Source organism: Shinella sp. WSJ-2 (genome assembly GCF_003432075.1).
GTDB lineage: Bacteria > Pseudomonadota > Alphaproteobacteria > Rhizobiales > Rhizobiaceae > Shinella.
Genome location: NZ_QWBU01000003.1, coordinates 148,480 through 162,962 on the forward strand (window position 1 = coordinate 148,480; position 14,483 = coordinate 162,962).

Sequence of the window (14,483 nt, forward strand, 5' to 3'; positions counted from 1 at the left end):
AGGCGGTCAGCCCGCCGCGCCCACACCGACGGCCTTCTGGCCGAGCGCCTTGAACACCGTCGCGACGATGCCGGCGCGGTCCAGTCCGGCCTTGGCGTACATCGCCTCGGGCTTGGCCTGTTCCATCCAGATATCGGGCAGCACCAATGGGCGCACCTTGAGCCCATGATCGAGCAGGCCTTCCATAGCGAGGAACTGCAGCACGTGGCTGCCGAAGCCGCCGACGGCGCCTTCCTCGATGGTGATCAGCACCTCGTGGTGGCGGGCAAGCTGGCGGATGAGGTCGTGATCGAGCGGTTTGGCGAAACGCGCATCGGCGACCGTCGTCGAAAGGCCTGCGGCATCGAGGTCTTCGGCGGCCAGCAGGCAATCCGCAAGGCGCGTGCCGAAGGACAAGAGCGCGACCTTCGATCCCTGCTTGACGACGCGGCCCTTGCCGATCTCCAGGATTTCACCACGGGCGGGCATGTCGACACCCACACCTTCGCCGCGCGGATAGCGGAAGGAGATCGGGCCGGCGTCATAGGCGGCTGCGGTGCGCACCATATGCTTCAGCTCCGCCTCGTCGGCGGCGGCCATCACCACGAAACCGGGAAGCGTTGCGAGATAGGTCGTGTCGAAGGAACCGGCATGGGTCGGCCCGTCGGCGCCGACGAAGCCGGCGCGGTCGATAGGAAAGCGCACGGGCAGGCCTTGGATGGCGACATCGTGCACCACCTGGTCGTAGCCGCGCTGCAGGAAGGTGGAATAGAGCGCGCAGAATGGCTTGTAGCCCTCGGCTGCAAGGCCGGCGGCGAAGGTCACGGCGTGCTGTTCGGCGATGCCCACGTCGAAGGTGCGCATGGGATAAGCGGCGGCGAGCTTGTCAATGCCGGTGCCGTTGGGCATGGCGGCCGTGACGCCGACGATCTTCTCGTCGAAACCGGCTTCCTGCACCAGCGCTTCGCCGAAGACCGAGGTGTAGCTCGGCGCATTCGGCTTGGCCTTGGCCTGCGTGCCGGTGATGACGTCGAAGGTGTTGACGCCGTGATACTTGTCGGCGGCGGCTTCGGCGGGCGGATAGCCCTTGCCCTTCTGCGTCACGACATGGATCAGCACCGGACCCTTGGAATTGTCGCGCACATTGCGCAGCACGGGCAGCAGGTGCTCAAAGGAATGGCCGTCGATCGGTCCGATGTGATAAAAGCCCATCTCCTCGAACAGCGTGCCGCCGGTCACATAGCCGCGCGCGTGCTCGACGGCGCGGGTGATTGCCCGGTCGACCTTCTTGCCGAGATAGGCCGTCAGTTTCTTGCCGAGTTCGCGGAAGCCCATATAGGTGCGACCGGAGGCGAGACGCGCCAGATAGGCGCTCATCGCGCCGGTCGGTGGCGCAATCGACATGTCGTTGTCGTTGAGAATGACGATGAGGCGTGCATCGAGCGCACCGGCGTTGTTCAGCGCCTCATAGGCCATGCCGGCCGACAGCGCGCCATCGCCGATGACGGCGATGACATTGCGGTTCGCGCCGGAGAGATCGGCGGCGACCGCCATGCCGAGGCCGGCGGAAATCGAGGTCGAGGAATGGGCCGCACCGAAGGGGTCGTATTCGCTTTCCGCGCGGCGGGTGAAGCCGGACAGGCCGTCTTCCTGGCGCAGCGTGCGAATGCGGTCGCGCCGGCCGGTCAGGATCTTGTGCGGATAACATTGATGGCCGACATCGAAGATCAGCCGGTCATCGGGCGTGTTGAAGACCTTGTGGATGGCGATGGTGAGCTCCACCACGCCAAGCCCGGCGCCGAGATGGCCGCCCGTGCGCGAGACGGCGTCGATCATTTCCGTGCGCAGCTCGCTGGCGAGCTGCGGCAGGTCGCGATCGTCCACAGCCTTCAGGTCCGCGGGAATGCGCACCTTGTCGAGCAGGGGGGTGGCTGGCGTTTGTGTCACTCTCAGGCCTCGTCTTCTCGCCCGCGTGCCGAAGCTCCCTCGCGGAACCCGGTCCGGCGTTACGGTTCGTAACCGCGCTAGTCTGTCAAATGCAGAATGCGGCGCGCGATTTCAACCGTTTCGGCAAGTCTAGAGCGTATTTCGCCGGATTGATACCACGCAATCCGACGCAGCCTCGCGTTCTCCAAGGCAAATCAGGCATTTTGCGGACGTGACGAACGGCAAAAACCGTCGATATCTACTTCTTCTTCTTGGTGCGAGAGGCCTGATTCAAGGCGACGGCGGCGCGGATCAGCGCCTTCAGCGCGTCTTCGTCGATGTCAGCCCCTTCCGGGAAATCGATGGCGCGGCGCGTATTGCCCTCGAGGCTGGAGTTGAAAAGGCCGGCGGGATCATCGAGCGACGCGCCCTTGGCGAAGGTCATCTTCACCACGGACTTGTAGGTCTCGCCGGTGCAGAGAATGCCGTCATGCTCCCAGACGGGCACGCCGCGCCACTTCCATTCCTCGGTCACGTCTGGATCGGCCTGTTTGATCAGCGCCCGCAGCCGCGCGAGCATGACGCCGCGCCAGTCGGCGAGTTCGGTTATGCGCTTGTCGATCTGCGCCGATGGGGATTCGGTTTCAGTCGTGCTCATGGTGTCATCCCGCGTCAGAGGCGTTCGCCGGGAAGTGCTGCTGCCTGCCGGATCCAGCCGGAAAGCAACGCTTCATCGAGCGCTTCGCCCTCGTGAATATGAAAATAGCGCGTTTCCGCTGTTTTCGAGGCGACCGGCGGCACCGGATGGAGTGCTGCGCCGCGAAAGAAGGTCAGCTTTATGTATTTCGCAAAACAGTGATAGCTGAGGAACCAGCCGTCGCCTTCCTTGCCATAGAAGGGCGAGTTCCATTTCACCGCCTTGGCAACACCGGGCACGGTCTTTTCGACCAGCGCATCGAGTCTTCGGCCGACATCGCTTTTCCAGCCGGGCATGGTGGCGATATAGGCCTGGACCGGCCCGTCGCCATACCCTTTCGCAATCTGCGGATTGCCGCCGGATAGCAGCACCGGTTCGTCGCTCATCCTTGTCTCCTAGCCGCGTCGCGCACGGCCAATATAGGGCAGCGCGAAGAGATAGAGACCGCTGACCAGCAAAAGGATCAGCGGAAAGAGCGCCAGAAAGCCGACCCAGAGCGGCGGCTGGCCCTGCGTCATCGCCGCGATGTTGACGAGCACGGCGAGCGTGAAGAGGATCGAAATCCAGCGGTGCCCCTGGCGGATCAGAAGGTTCCAGTTCATTGCCGCTTTTCCTTATTCCAGTCCCGCCAGAACCCGCTCGAGGTTGGTGAAATGCGCCTCCCAGCCAAAGCGGGCGCCGCCGAAGGCCTGTTTCTGTTCCGGGCGGAAGCCGGTCTGCTCCATACGCAGATGCGTGCCCGTCGCCGTCGGCGTCAGGGTGAAGCTGACCACGCTGGTGAGGTTGAAGGCCGGGTCTTCATGCGGGTGGTCCCAGCGATAGGTCAAAACCTTGCCGGGCTCGACCGTCAGCACTTCGCATTCGACGCCGCCCCAGTCGCCGCTGAGTCGGAACTTGTGGCCGGCGGCGGGCTGGAAATCATCGTTGCGCATCAGCCATTCCGAAATCAGGTGCGGCTGCGTCAGGGCACGCCAGAGCTTTTCCGGCGGATGGGCGATATCGCGCTCGACGACGACGGAGCGCACCACGGATGCGGTGGTCATTGATCCATTCTCCTCAGCAAATTTTCGAGATCGTCGAAGCGCTGCTCCCAGAACCGCGCCATCTGGCTGGTCCAGTCGACCAGCGGGGTGAGCGCGCCGAGCTGTGCGCTGTAATGCGTCTGGCGTCCCTCGTGGCGATCGCGCACGAGGCCGGCCTGCTTGAGCAGGCCGAGATGTTTGGAGACGACCGGCTGCGAAACGCCGGCCTGCGCCGTCAACGCCCCCACCGTCTTTTCCCCCTCGCGACACAGCCGCTCGAAGAGCGCGCGCCGTGTTGGGTCCGCAAGCGTGCGGAACAGCATGTCATGGGCTTCAGCCATTAGATCCATACCTCGTTGGCTATGGATTTTTATATAGCTGAATGGCTATGAATAAGTCAACGCCAAAAAAGCGAGGCGCCCCACTGGCGCCTCGCTTACATATTTTCCATTCTGTTGCGGCTATATATCAGCCGGCTGGAAGCGGGACGAATTCTTCTTCGTCGCCCGGCACGATGTCGAAGCGGCCGGTGCGCCATTCCTCCTTGGCCTGCTCGATACGCTCCTTGGAGGAGGAGACGAAATTCCACCAGATATAGCGCTTGGAGCCAAGCGCCGCGCCGCCGAAAACCATGATGTGACAGCCTTCGGGGCCGGCCTTGAGCGTAATGGCATCGCCGGCGCGGAAGACGAGCAGCTGATCTGCGGCGAAGACGTCGCCCGCCACATCCAGCGTGCCGGACAGCACATAGACCGCGCGTTCCTCCCAGTCCGCCGCCAGCGGAGCCGAAGCGCCAGGCGCCAGCATCAAATCGGTATAGAGCGTGTCCGTGGGCACGCTGACGGGCGAGGCATGGCCCTCATATTTGCCGATGATCGTGCGCCCGGCAATGCCGTCGGCCGAGAAGGCGGGAAGCTCGGCCTTCGTCGTGTGCGAAAAGACCGGCGCCATTTCCTCGTGGCTATCGGGCAGCGCAAGCCAGGTCTGCAGCCCGGAAATCGACTGCGGTCGCCCACGCAGGTTTTCCGGCGAGCGCTCCGAATGCACGATGCCGCGCCCCGCCGTCATCAGGTTGATATCGCCGGGGGCGATGACCATCTCGGTGCCGAGACTGTCACGGTGCTTGATCTCGCCGTCGAACAGATAGGTGACGGTGGAAAGCCCGATATGCGGATGCGGCTTGACGTCGATCGCCTCGCCGGCGCGCAACAGCGCCGGCCCCATGCGGTCGAAGAAGATGAACGGTCCGACCAGCCGGCGCTTGGCCGAAGGCAGCGCACGCCGCACCTCCAGCCCGCCGATATCGCTGGTGCGCGGAATGATCAGATGCTCAAGCGCATCACACGCCGCCGCATCGCCGGCCTCGGGGTCTTTTCCGGGAAAGAAGCTCATTGCGCCCTCCTGTGATTGGGTTCGTTGGGTGCATGCTAGCGGGCAGGGTGGGGTGTGGATAGGGCGGCTGATGTTGACGGTGTGGTCAATCTTTTCCGCCTCTGGCCTTTGCCGCGATCCGCGCCATATTCGCCAGAAGCAGGGAGACGATCATGACCGGACAGGAACTGGCAGCACTCTACCGTGGCTATATCGCCTGCCTCAACAGGCAGGATTGGGCCAGCCTCGGCAGCTTCGTCCACGAGGAGGCGCATTACAACGGCAAGCGCATCGGCCTTTCAGGCTATCGCACGATGCTGGAGGGCGATTTTCGCGCCATCCCGGACCTGCATTTCGCCATCGATTTCCTGGTGATCGAACCGCCACGCGTGGCAAGCCGCCTGCTGTTCGACTGCACGCCCGTCGGCGAACTCTTCGGCCTGCCGATCGACGGCCGCAGGGTGTCGTTCACCGAAAACGTCTTCTACGAATTCGAGGATGCGCGCATCTGCAATGTCTGGTCGATCATCGATAAGGCGGCGATTGCCGCGCAGCTCTGAGGCTCACGCCCCGTCCAGCGGTTCCGTGCCCTGCGGCTTGCCGGCGCGGTCGAGGCGGATTTTCTCGATGCGGTTTTCGGCGGCCGAAAGCAGGGTTTCGCAATGCTTCTTCAGGGCTTCGCCGCGCTCGTAGATCTCGATGGAACGATCGAGAGGCACGTCGCCGCGTTCCAGCGCGGCAACGATCTTTTCCAGTTCCTCGACGGCCTGTTCGAAGGAGAGGGCGGAAACATCGGGAGCAGGATTGGTCATGGTCAGCCTCTCATCAGGCGGTAGATATGGGTGGCGGCGGATTCGGCCAGGCCCGTCAGGTCGTAGCCGCCTTCCAGCAGGCTGACCACCCGGTTGTTGGCCGATTTTTCGGAAAGTTCCATCAGCTTGGCCGTCGCCCAGTCGAAATCGTCGGCGACGAGGTTGATTTGCGCCAAGGGATCGCGGTGATGCGCATCGAAGCCGGCGGAGATGATGATGATATCGGGCTTGAAATCGGCGACGCGCGGCAGGACGCGGGACCTGAATGCCTCGCGAAAATGGTCGCTGCCGTCATTGGCCGAGAGCGGCGCATTGACAATGTTGCCGGCCCCGGTCTCGGTCTTGGCGCCGGAGCCGGGATAGAGCGGCATCTGGTGCGTCGAGCAGAACAGCACGGACGGGTCGTCGTAAAAGATATCCTGCGTGCCGTTGCCGTGGTGCACGTCCCAGTCGACGATGGCGACGCGCTCGGCGCCGTAGGCTTTCTGCGCATGGCGGGCGGCGATGGCGGCGTTGTTGAAGAAACAGAAGCCCATCGCCTTGTCGCGCTCGGCATGGTGGCCGGGCGGGCGGGCGAGCACGAAGGCATTGTCCGCCTTGCCGGTAAAGACCGCATCGACAGCCGCCATCGCTGCGCCGATACCGGTCAGGGCCGCCTGGAAGCTGGCAGGACTGGCATAGGTGTCGGATTCGATCTGCTCGATGCCCTCTTCGGGCATCGCCGACATCACGGCGCGCAGATGGCTTTCCGGATGGGCGAGCAGCACGAAATCCTCGTTGGCCTGCGGTGCCTTCTCGCGCTTCAGCGGGAGAAAGCGCTCGTGTTCCAAGGCGAGATTGATCGCGCGGATGCGGTCGGACCGCTCCGGGTGGCCCTCCGGCGTGTGATGCTCGAGGAAGATCGGGTTCTCTAGGAGACACGTCGTCATGGCCGGAAGCTATCCATTGCAATTGGCGCGGTCCACGGGAAATGGGCCGGCCGCACTGTCTTTTCAACAGTCACGGTGCAAGCAGCAGTTTTCCGGCGCGGGCCGGATCGTCCTGCCGGGCAAGTGCGGCAGGGAGATCGGAGAGGGCGAAAACCGTGTCGATGGCGGAGGCGAGGTGCCCGGCGCGGATGCCGGCGAAGCTGCGTTCGAATTCGGCGGCGATCTCCGCATGCGCGGCGGAATGCACCCAGTTGCGCAGCCAGAGGAAGGAGAAGGCAACATCCTCGCGACGGGCAGTGATGAGCGCCGGATCGAGCTGCGCACCGGACAGTGCGCCATATTGCACGAAGGCGCCGCCACGGTGGAGGGTGCGGAAAAGCGCATTGCCCGCTTCGCCGCCCACGGCATCGAGGACGGCATCGAGCGGCGGGGCATTGGCGATGACGATCTCGCCGGAAAAGCCCTCGGCCAGCCGTTCGGCCGTCGCGGCGCTGCGCACGACAGCGACGGGGCGGAAACTGGCCTCGGCCAAAAGCGTGAGCAACATCCTGCCGATGGCCGACGCCGCGGCCGTTACGCCGATGCGCTGGCCCGCGGCCATGCCGAAATGCGTTTTCACGGCATCGACCAGCCGGAAGGCCGTGAGCGGATTGACATAGGCCATGGCGGCCTGATCGTCAGTGATATCGTCCGGCACGGCAAAACACCAGGCGGCCGGACGCACAAGATAGGCCTGCCAGAGCCCGCTTGCGCCGATCGGCAGCACGCGCTGGCCGGGGGCAAGATCATCAACGCCCTCGCCAAGGCGGGTGATTTCGCCGACGCCCTCGAAGCCGGGCACGAAGGGCAGGCTGGTGCGGCTGCGATAGGCGCCGGTGACGGGAATGAGGTCAGAAGGGTTGATGGCGGCGCGGCGGATGCGGATCTCCACCTCGCCGGGGCCGGGGGCGGGGCGCTCCGCCTCTTCCAGCCCGATCACTTGCCGGGGGTCGCCGAAGGCTCTAACAACGGCACAAAGCATGAAACGACCTCGGGATACGACGTGGAACAGGCGGCAGACATCACGGTCAGCGAAGTCAGGATACCGTTTCGCGATATAGACATGCACGGCCATATGCACAATGCCGCCTACTACGCCCATGCGGAAGCGGCCGTCGCCGGGCTGTGGCGTCACCGGCCGGTCGGGCCAAACGATCCCGTCTATTTCGTGCGCAAATCCGGCTGTACCTTCCACAAAGGTCTGCGGCTGGATGACATGGCCCGTTTCAAGGCTTCGGTGACGCGCATCGGCGCCACCTCGGTCAGCTTCGCCGTGGCGATCGCCTGCGATGGCGCAGCGGTGGCGGATCTGGAGATCGTCTGGGTCGCCGTCGATCCCGCAACCCGCCAGCCCGTCAACGTGCCGCAGCCGATCCGCGACTGGCTGAAATCATTCCTCGCCTGAGGCGGTGTCCACGCTGAGCCAGCCCGGCCGGCAATCCTCGAAGGAATGGTATTGCGGCGTAAAGGCCGGATCGGTGGGCTCGTCGAAGCCGCCGATCAAGAGTGCCACGACCGGCTCGTCATCGATCGCGCCGATGGAGCTGCCGCAGGCTGGACAGAAGGCGCGGCTGGAATAATCCGACGAGCGCCAGGTCGAGGGTTTTGCACCCGTGCCGGTCCATTGCACGCGGTCGGCAGGGAACTCTACCCAGGCGGCGGTTGGCACGCCGGTATGCTGCTGGCAGAAGCGGCAGGAGCAGGTATGCGGCTTTTCCGCCGGCCCCGTCGCCTCGAAACGAACGGCGCCGCACAGGCAGCCGCCGGTATAGATCTTTTGGCTCATCCTGTTCCCCCCAGCTTGCGAAACAAGGTCGCAATGCCCATGCCGCCGCCGATGCCCATCATGGCGAGCGCTTCGGTTTCCGCATCAGCCTCCCGCATCTGCGCAAAGAGCCGCGTGACGAGAATCGCACCGGACGCACCGTAGGGATGGCCGAGCGCAAGCGCACCACCCTCGCGGTTGACGATCGCGTGATCGATGCCGAGCGCATCGAGGCTGGCGAGCACCTGGGCGGCGAAGGCCTCGTTGAATTCGATATAGGGGATGTTTGTGGCGTCGAGACCCGGATTGCGCGCGACAAGCTTTTCCATCGCCGGAACGGGGCCGAGACCGAGCAGGTTGGGGTCGACACCGACCGTGACGCTGTCGACGAGTTCCAGGAGCATCGTCAGGCCACGCCGCCGGGCTTCGGCCAGCGAGGTCACCAGCACGACGGCGGCACCGTCATTGACCGGGCAGGCATTGCCCGCCGTCACGGTTCCATCCGGGCGGAAGACCGGCTTCAGCGCCGCCAGCTTTTCCAGCGAGGTGTTTTCGCGCGGGCATTCGTCCTGCGCGACGCGACCAGCTGGTGTGTCGAGCGGCACGATCTCGCCGGCAAAGCGACTGGCCTTTTGTGCGGCAACGGCGCGGCGATGGCTTTCCAGCGCAAAGGCATCCTGCCGTGCGCGGCTGATACCGGCGTGGCGCGCGACGTTTTCGGCGGCGATGCCCATGTCGGGGTCGCCGATGGCATCGGGCGCCATGCGGGCACGGCGCACGGGCTCTGGCGCGCCGTCTGATGTGAGCGGCGGACGGAAGCGCAGATGCGCACGACTGCTGCTTTCGGTGCCGCCGGCAAGATAGATGCGTCCGGCACCCGCGGTGACCAGCCGGGCGGCGAGCGCGATCGCCTCCAGCCCCGAGCCGCATTGCCGGTCGACGGTCAGTCCGGGCACGGAAACGGGAAGCGCCGCCTCCAGCGCCGCGAGCCGCGCCAGATTGCCGGCGCTGTTGGCGGCATTGCCGAGCAAGACGTCATCGACATCTTCGGCGGCAAGGCCGGTGTCCTGCAGGATGCGGCGGATCAGCGGCGCGGCAAGGCTTGCCGGCTCGATGGCTGAAAGCGTGCCGTTGACCCGGCCGATCGGCGTGCGGAAGGCGGCGGCGATAACGGGAATGCGTTCGGGATCAGCGGAGCGGTTCAAGGACATCGCTCTCCTCCGCCACCCATTGCCGCACGGTTTTCGCCTCCACCTTGCCCGAAGGGGTCGTCGGCATTTTAGCGCAGAGCCAGAGCCGGCGCGGCTGCTTGTAGCGCGGCAGCAGATCGGCCAGCGCCGTGGTGAGCGCCGCAGTCGTCAGGCCCGGTGCTGTGGGCTCGATCACCGCCACCAGTTCGCTGCCGAGATCGGCATGCTCGCGGCCGAAGACATGGGCGGCGCGCACGAAAGGCAGGCTTTGCAATGCCGCCTCGACCTCGGAAGGATAGATGTTGTTGCCGCCTGACAGGACCATGCCGCCGGCGCGTCCGAGGAGATGCAAGGTGCCGTCCGCCTCCAGGAAGCCGAGATCGCCGACGGTCGCCAGCGCGCCGAACCGCGCCAGTCCCGCACCGTCGCCGGCCCCGAGATAGCCAGTGGCGACAAGCGGGCTTCGGACGAAAACGGTGCCGGTCTCGCCTGTGGGCACGGGAGTGCTGGCCGCACCGAAAACCGAGATCGCAACACCCGGAAAGGCCTTGCCGACGGCCGTGGACGAGGCGGCATCGTCGGGCGCGGTGACGGTGATGAAGCCGAGTTCCGAGGCGCCGTAATATTCCCTCAGTGCCGCGCCGGGAAAGTGGCTGCCACAGAGCGCGTGGTCGCCCGCCGTGAGCTTCGCGCCGGCCACGGTGATGGCCGCGACATTTTCGAGCGGCGCACCCTCACAGAGCCGGCGCAGCATGGTCGGCACGAGTACGAGGCGCTGCATGGCATGCCGCCGGATCGTCTCCCGTGCTCCGTGCGCGTCAAAATGCCGGGTGGAATGGAAGGCAGCACCGGCCAGCAGGCACTCCGTCATGGCATAGAGCGCAAGCCCATGGGCGAGCGGGCCGGGGGCATAGGTGCTGGTCTGCGCCGCAATACCGAAGAACGGTGCGCCGGTGGCAAGGCTGATGCGCCAAGACCTGCGGTCGCGGATGATCGGTTTCGGATCGGCCGTCGTGCCCGAGGTGAAGACGATGAGGAAAGGCGCATCCGCCAGCCCTTCCGGCAGGGCGGGATCGGTCGCTTCCGCCTGCTCCGCGACAGTTTCGGCAGCACCTCGCCTCGGGGCGCGGACGTGGAGATTGTCGCCTTCGGCTGTGACGATGAGGTCGGGATCGATCTTGTCGAGCAGCCGCTGCCGGGTCGCTTCGGGCAGATGCGGATCGATGAGGGCGGCGCACATTCGGCCCGAGGTTGCGGCGGCGAAGGCCGCTGGGAACAGCGCGTGATTGCCGGTGACGAGTGCGATCAGCCGGTTGTCAGGGCCGATGCTGCTTTGGCCGTCCGGCGCCAGATTCGAAAAAATGGCGTGCAGGCGCCGCGCCGTGGCTGCAAGCGTACCGTAGGACAAAACCCGGCCGTCCAGATGGAAGGCCGGGTTTTGAGGATTTCGGGCGGCGTGCCGTTCGAGGGCGCCGGAAAGCGGCATCGGCTCAGGCGCGCTGCGGCAGGAGCGGGTAGCCCGACAGCACGGCGCGGCCGGCCAGCATGGCGACGAAGGCCTTCACGAGATCGCCCGGCAGGAAGACCAGCGAGGCGGCCGCCGTCTCGAAGAAGGCCTTGCCGCTCATATAGGCGAGCCAGGGCATGCCGAAGAGATAGACGACACCGATGCCGCCGATAACGGCGGCAGCGAGGAAGGAGAGGAACTGCGTGAGTTCCGGCTGCTCTTCGCGCACGAGGCGTTCGGCGACGAGGCCGCAGACGAAGGCGCCGAAGACCCAGCCGACGAGGTAACCCGCCGTCGGGCCGGCGAAGACCGCAAGGCCGCCGCGACCACCCGAAAGCACCGGCAGGCCGATGGCAACGAGCAGCAAGACGAGCAGCACGGCGCTCGCACCGCGCTTGGCGCCGAGAATGCAGCCGGCCAGCATGACGCCGAGCGACTGCGCGGTGATCGGCACCGGAATGAAGCCGAGCGTGATCGGCGGCAGCAGGCCCAGCACCACGATGATGGCGGCGAAAAGGGCGATGAGGACGATGTCTCTGGTGTTCATGTCTGGTTCCCCGATGGACAAAGTTGGGTCGAATGCTTAGTGCCGCCGAAAGCCACGCGCGTCAATCGCCATGGCGATCGTGTCGGCATCCTTCAGCGTCAGAATGATGAGCGGCACAAGCGTGGTGAGCGGCCGCACGGGCAGGCCGCGCGCCTTGTGTGCGGCCGCAATCTCGCCGTAGCGCGCAAAAATCTCCGGCACGAAGCGGATGACGAGCCCGACCGCGAGACTGACATCCGCCGCCCTTACGAAACCGAATCGCTCTAGCGGCGTGATCAGCCGGGTGATCTCATCCATGAAGGCGGAAATGCTCGTCGTCGCCGTCACGGCGGCGGCCAGCAGCACCAGTGTCGAGAGCCGGCAGAAGACGACCACACCTTCATGCGGCGACTGGAAGACGTAATTTGCCGCCGCGACGAGCAGCACGGTGAACAGCGCGAAACGCGTACGCCGCACCGCCTCACCAACGCCGATTCCCGTTGATAAATAGAGCACTACCGAGAGGCCGAGTGCCGGCACGAGCAGGCGCAGGTCGGAGAGAAGGAACAGCGCGATGGCGGCGGCAAACAGCAGGAGCAGCTTGCCGCGCACGGGCATGCGGTGCAGCGGCGAATTGCCCTCGATATCGAGCCCGTTCAACATGCCGCGATCTCCCGATAGGCGCGGATCGCTTCGGCCGGCCGGTCATCCGCCGCCATCCGCCCGTCATGGAACACCAGAACGCGGTCGAAATCCTCGATCAGCGCAAGGTCGTGGGTGATCACCAACACCTGTTCGGGCAGGCCGGCAATGGTGCGTGCGATCAGCGCGCGGTTCTTCAGGTCGAGCTGGTTGGTGGGCTCGTCGAGGATCAGAAGCTCCGGGCCGGTGACGAGCACGCTGGCAATGGCGCCGAGCTGCGTTTCGCCGCCGGAAAGCTCATGCACGCGGCGGCGCGCGAGATGCGAAATGCCGAACCGGGCGAGCACGGCCTCGGTGCGCCCGGCGATCTCGGCCTTGCCCAGCCCGCGGTTCTTCAGGCCGAACGCGATGTCCTCTGCGAGGATCGGCAGGATCATCTGGTGCTGCGGGTTCTGGAAGATGAAGCCGGTCTTGCCGCGCGCGGCCTGTTCGTCCCCGACCGTGTCGAGCCCGCCCACCGTGACGGTGCCGGCGGTCGGCTTGACGAGCCCGTTGATCAGCCGTGCCATGGTCGTCTTGCCGGAACCGTTGAGGCCGACGACGCCGATGCGTTGCTCTGAGAGCCGCAAATCCAGCGACTGGAGCGCCGTGCGGCTGCCATAACGCACCGTTGCAGCGGAAAAGACGATGTCCAAGAGCCAGGTCCCGGTTCGCGGATGAGTGCAGGACCTATAAGCAATTTAGCGGGACCTGCGAAGAGCTTTTGCGTGAGCTCCCCTGATTATGTTGAACAATCCGCAGAAAGTGTTGAAATCCGCTTTGTTCAACCTGTGGAAAACGGGTGGAACAAACCAAGAATATGTGCGTATCATCCGGCATGACGATTCTTCTTTCAAATGCCGATGCTCGGCGCATTTTCCTCGCCCGCCAGGGGCTCAGCGCGCCGCCCGCCCGCCAACTCGGCAAGGCGGGGCTGCTGCAGCTCATCCACGATATCGGCTTCGTGCAGGTGGACAGCATCGCCACCGTCGAGCGGGCGCATCACCAGATTCTCTTCTCGCGCAACCAGACCTATCGGCGCGAGCACCTGACGGAGCTTCTGGAGAAGGACGGCGATCTCTTCGAGCACTGGACGCACGACGCCTCGATCATTCCGAGTACCTTCTTCCGCTATTGGAAACACCGTTTCCGCCGCAAGGAGGCCTCGATCCTCGAGCGCTGGAGCAAGTGGCAGGGGGAGGGCTTCGACAAGGCGTTCAACGAGACCTATGAGCGCATCGCCTCCGGCGGCGCCGTGCTGTCGCGCGAATTGAAGACGGACGATCACAAATCCGGCGGCTGGTGGAACTGGCATCCGAACAAGACGGCGCTGGAATTCCTCTGGCACACCGGAAAACTCAGCATATCCAGGCGCGAGAATTTCCAGAAGGTCTATGATCTCACCGAACGCGTGGTGCCGCCGCATCATCACGAGCCCGCCGTCGAACACGATGCCTTCGTCGACTGGGCCTGCCGCAGCGCGCTGACCCGACTGGGCTTTGCCACCCATGGCGAAATCGCCGCCTTCTGGGCGCTGATCTCGCCGGAAGAGGCGAAGACCTGGGTGGACGCCCATCGCGACGAACTGCGCCCCGTCTCGATCGAAACCGCCGATGGCGGCAAACCACGCCTCGCTTATGCCTTCGACGGCTTCCCGGACAATCTCGGCGATATCCCCGAACCGCCGGCCCGCCTGCGCGTCCTCTCGCCCTTCGACCCCCTGATCCGTGATAGAAACCGCACCGAACGCCTTTTCGGCTACTACTACCGCATCGAGGTCTTCGTACCGGAGCCGAAGCGCCAATACGGCTACTACGTCTTCCCGCTCCTCGAAGGCGACCGGCTCGTCGGCCGCATCGACATGAAGGCCGACCGCAAAACCGGCACGCTCGACGTCAAACGCCTCTGGTGGGAGCCAAAGGTCCGCGCTTCGGCGGGACGGATGGAGAAGCTGGAGGCGGAACTGGCAAGGCTTGCGAAGTTTACCGGGGTGGAGGGGGTTCGGTATCTCGATGGGTGGAAAGGCGAGGCGAGCTAGG

At 65.0% G+C, this 14,483-nt stretch carries 19 protein-coding genes; 3 read left to right on the forward strand and 16 right to left on the reverse strand.

Annotated features, from left to right (window positions below; genetic code table 11):
- Positions 1 to 6: 6 nt before the first annotated feature.
- The 7 genes from dxs to D0Y60_RS08380 all read right to left on the reverse strand — a co-directional run bounded on the left by dxs (position 7) and on the right by D0Y60_RS08380 (position 5,016).
- A complete protein-coding gene (dxs, locus tag D0Y60_RS08350; protein ID WP_117368733.1) occupies positions 7 to 1,926 on the reverse strand; it encodes a 1-deoxy-D-xylulose-5-phosphate synthase in 1,920 nt (639 codons plus the stop codon).
- A 238-nt stretch (positions 1,927 to 2,164) separates the two neighbouring features.
- On the reverse strand, positions 2,165 to 2,563 hold the full coding sequence (locus tag D0Y60_RS08355) for a DUF1801 domain-containing protein (protein ID WP_117368735.1): 399 nt from the start codon (positions 2,561 to 2,563) through the stop codon (positions 2,165 to 2,167).
- A gap of 14 nt (positions 2,564 to 2,577) precedes the next feature.
- Positions 2,578 to 2,988 carry a DUF1801 domain-containing protein gene (locus tag D0Y60_RS08360; RefSeq protein WP_117368737.1) on the reverse strand — a complete coding sequence of 137 codons (411 nt, stop codon included), beginning with the start codon at positions 2,986 to 2,988 and terminating at the stop codon, positions 2,578 to 2,580.
- A 9-nt stretch (positions 2,989 to 2,997) separates the two neighbouring features.
- The gene (locus tag D0Y60_RS08365) at positions 2,998 to 3,204 is read right to left on the reverse strand and encodes a hypothetical protein (protein ID WP_117368739.1); all 207 of its coding nucleotides are present in this window, start codon (positions 3,202 to 3,204) and stop codon (positions 2,998 to 3,000) included.
- A 12-nt stretch (positions 3,205 to 3,216) separates the two neighbouring features.
- Positions 3,217 to 3,645, reverse strand: a complete 429-nt coding sequence (locus D0Y60_RS08370) for an SRPBCC domain-containing protein (protein ID WP_117368740.1) — start codon at positions 3,643 to 3,645, stop codon at positions 3,217 to 3,219.
- Positions 3,642 to 3,965 carry a metalloregulator ArsR/SmtB family transcription factor gene (locus D0Y60_RS08375; protein WP_117368742.1) on the reverse strand — a complete coding sequence of 108 codons (324 nt, stop codon included), beginning with the start codon at positions 3,963 to 3,965 and terminating at the stop codon, positions 3,642 to 3,644. The genes D0Y60_RS08370 and D0Y60_RS08375 overlap by 4 nt, the downstream gene beginning before the upstream one ends.
- A gap of 127 nt (positions 3,966 to 4,092) precedes the next feature.
- A complete protein-coding gene (locus D0Y60_RS08380; RefSeq protein ID WP_117368744.1) occupies positions 4,093 to 5,016 on the reverse strand; it encodes a pirin family protein in 924 nt (307 codons plus the stop codon).
- Between the two features lie 152 nt (positions 5,017 to 5,168).
- Here D0Y60_RS08380 and D0Y60_RS08385 point away from each other — a divergent pair, with 152 nt between their 5' ends.
- Complete coding sequence (locus D0Y60_RS08385; protein ID WP_117368746.1) at positions 5,169 to 5,555, forward strand: ester cyclase; 387 nt, start codon at positions 5,169 to 5,171, stop codon at positions 5,553 to 5,555.
- Positions 5,556 to 5,558: 3 nt separating this feature from the next.
- On the opposite strand, the gene D0Y60_RS08390 is transcribed toward D0Y60_RS08385, so the two are convergent.
- From D0Y60_RS08390 to D0Y60_RS08400, 3 genes are all read right to left on the reverse strand, one after another.
- Positions 5,559 to 5,807 carry an exodeoxyribonuclease VII small subunit gene (locus tag D0Y60_RS08390; RefSeq protein WP_117368748.1) on the reverse strand — a complete coding sequence of 83 codons (249 nt, stop codon included), beginning with the start codon at positions 5,805 to 5,807 and terminating at the stop codon, positions 5,559 to 5,561.
- Positions 5,808 to 5,809: 2 nt separating this feature from the next.
- Positions 5,810 to 6,736, reverse strand: coding sequence for a histone deacetylase family protein (locus D0Y60_RS08395; protein WP_117368750.1), 927 nt, complete (start codon positions 6,734 to 6,736; stop codon positions 5,810 to 5,812).
- A gap of 70 nt (positions 6,737 to 6,806) precedes the next feature.
- Complete coding sequence (locus tag D0Y60_RS08400; protein WP_117369671.1) at positions 6,807 to 7,757, reverse strand: zinc-dependent alcohol dehydrogenase family protein; 951 nt, start codon at positions 7,755 to 7,757, stop codon at positions 6,807 to 6,809.
- A 21-nt stretch (positions 7,758 to 7,778) separates the two neighbouring features.
- Between D0Y60_RS08400 and D0Y60_RS08405 the strand changes: the two genes are divergently transcribed.
- Positions 7,779 to 8,180, forward strand: coding sequence for a thioesterase family protein (locus tag D0Y60_RS08405; RefSeq protein ID WP_245409127.1), 402 nt, complete (start codon positions 7,779 to 7,781; stop codon positions 8,178 to 8,180).
- On the opposite strand, the gene D0Y60_RS08410 is transcribed toward D0Y60_RS08405, so the two are convergent.
- The 6 genes from D0Y60_RS08410 to D0Y60_RS08435 are packed head-to-tail and all read right to left on the reverse strand — an operon-like array spanning position 8,166 to position 13,100.
- Positions 8,166 to 8,561 (reverse strand): GFA family protein, encoded by a 396-nt coding sequence (locus D0Y60_RS08410; protein ID WP_117368755.1) that lies wholly within the window; start codon positions 8,559 to 8,561, stop codon positions 8,166 to 8,168. The genes D0Y60_RS08405 and D0Y60_RS08410 overlap by 15 nt on opposite strands.
- Positions 8,558 to 9,745, reverse strand: coding sequence for a thiolase family protein (locus D0Y60_RS08415; RefSeq protein ID WP_199564148.1), 1,188 nt, complete (start codon positions 9,743 to 9,745; stop codon positions 8,558 to 8,560). Before D0Y60_RS08415 ends, D0Y60_RS08410 begins: the two co-directional genes overlap by 4 nt.
- Positions 9,729 to 11,216 (reverse strand): AMP-binding protein, encoded by a 1,488-nt coding sequence (locus tag D0Y60_RS08420; RefSeq protein WP_117368759.1) that lies wholly within the window; start codon positions 11,214 to 11,216, stop codon positions 9,729 to 9,731. The genes D0Y60_RS08415 and D0Y60_RS08420 overlap by 17 nt, the downstream gene beginning before the upstream one ends.
- 4 nt (positions 11,217 to 11,220) lie before the next feature.
- On the reverse strand, positions 11,221 to 11,784 hold the full coding sequence (locus D0Y60_RS08425; RefSeq protein ID WP_117368761.1) for a biotin transporter BioY: 564 nt from the start codon (positions 11,782 to 11,784) through the stop codon (positions 11,221 to 11,223).
- 36 nt (positions 11,785 to 11,820) lie between these two features.
- The gene (locus D0Y60_RS08430) at positions 11,821 to 12,426 is read right to left on the reverse strand and encodes an energy-coupling factor transporter transmembrane protein EcfT (protein ID WP_117368763.1); all 606 of its coding nucleotides are present in this window, start codon (positions 12,424 to 12,426) and stop codon (positions 11,821 to 11,823) included.
- Positions 12,420 to 13,100, reverse strand: a complete 681-nt coding sequence (locus D0Y60_RS08435) for an ABC transporter ATP-binding protein (RefSeq protein WP_117368765.1) — start codon at positions 13,098 to 13,100, stop codon at positions 12,420 to 12,422. The genes D0Y60_RS08430 and D0Y60_RS08435 overlap by 7 nt, the downstream gene beginning before the upstream one ends.
- A gap of 182 nt (positions 13,101 to 13,282) precedes the next feature.
- On the opposite strand from D0Y60_RS08435, the gene D0Y60_RS08440 reads away from it, so the two are divergent.
- Positions 13,283 to 14,482 (forward strand): winged helix-turn-helix domain-containing protein, encoded by a 1,200-nt coding sequence (locus D0Y60_RS08440; RefSeq protein WP_117368767.1) that lies wholly within the window; start codon positions 13,283 to 13,285, stop codon positions 14,480 to 14,482.
- Position 14,483: the final 1 nt, after the last annotated feature.

Coding starts and splice junctions, on each gene's coding strand:
- D0Y60_RS08395 (WP_117368750.1), bottom strand. CDS start 6,736: ATGACGACGTGTCTCCTAGAGAACCCGATCTTCCTCGAGCATCACACG.
- D0Y60_RS08410 (WP_117368755.1), bottom strand. CDS start 8,561: ATGAGCCAAAAGATCTATACCGGCGGCTGCCTGTGCGGCGCCGTTCGT.
- D0Y60_RS08425 (WP_117368761.1), bottom strand. CDS start 11,784: ATGAACACCAGAGACATCGTCCTCATCGCCCTTTTCGCCGCCATCATC.
- D0Y60_RS08385 (WP_117368746.1), top strand. CDS start 5,169: ATGACCGGACAGGAACTGGCAGCACTCTACCGTGGCTATATCGCCTGC.
- D0Y60_RS08370 (WP_117368740.1), bottom strand. CDS start 3,645: ATGACCACCGCATCCGTGGTGCGCTCCGTCGTCGTCGAGCGCGATATC.
- D0Y60_RS08375 (WP_117368742.1), bottom strand. CDS start 3,965: ATGGCTGAAGCCCATGACATGCTGTTCCGCACGCTTGCGGACCCAACA.
- D0Y60_RS08420 (WP_117368759.1), bottom strand. CDS start 11,216: ATGCCGCTTTCCGGCGCCCTCGAACGGCACGCCGCCCGAAATCCTCAA.
- D0Y60_RS08355 (WP_117368735.1), bottom strand. CDS start 2,563: ATGAGCACGACTGAAACCGAATCCCCATCGGCGCAGATCGACAAGCGC.
- D0Y60_RS08360 (WP_117368737.1), bottom strand. CDS start 2,988: ATGAGCGACGAACCGGTGCTGCTATCCGGCGGCAATCCGCAGATTGCG.
- D0Y60_RS08380 (WP_117368744.1), bottom strand. CDS start 5,016: ATGAGCTTCTTTCCCGGAAAAGACCCCGAGGCCGGCGATGCGGCGGCG.
- D0Y60_RS08440 (WP_117368767.1), top strand. CDS start 13,283: ATGACGATTCTTCTTTCAAATGCCGATGCTCGGCGCATTTTCCTCGCC.
- D0Y60_RS08390 (WP_117368748.1), bottom strand. CDS start 5,807: ATGACCAATCCTGCTCCCGATGTTTCCGCCCTCTCCTTCGAACAGGCC.
- D0Y60_RS08400 (WP_117369671.1), bottom strand. CDS start 7,757: ATGCTTTGTGCCGTTGTTAGAGCCTTCGGCGACCCCCGGCAAGTGATC.
- D0Y60_RS08430 (WP_117368763.1), bottom strand. CDS start 12,426: ATGTTGAACGGGCTCGATATCGAGGGCAATTCGCCGCTGCACCGCATG.
- D0Y60_RS08365 (WP_117368739.1), bottom strand. CDS start 3,204: ATGAACTGGAACCTTCTGATCCGCCAGGGGCACCGCTGGATTTCGATC.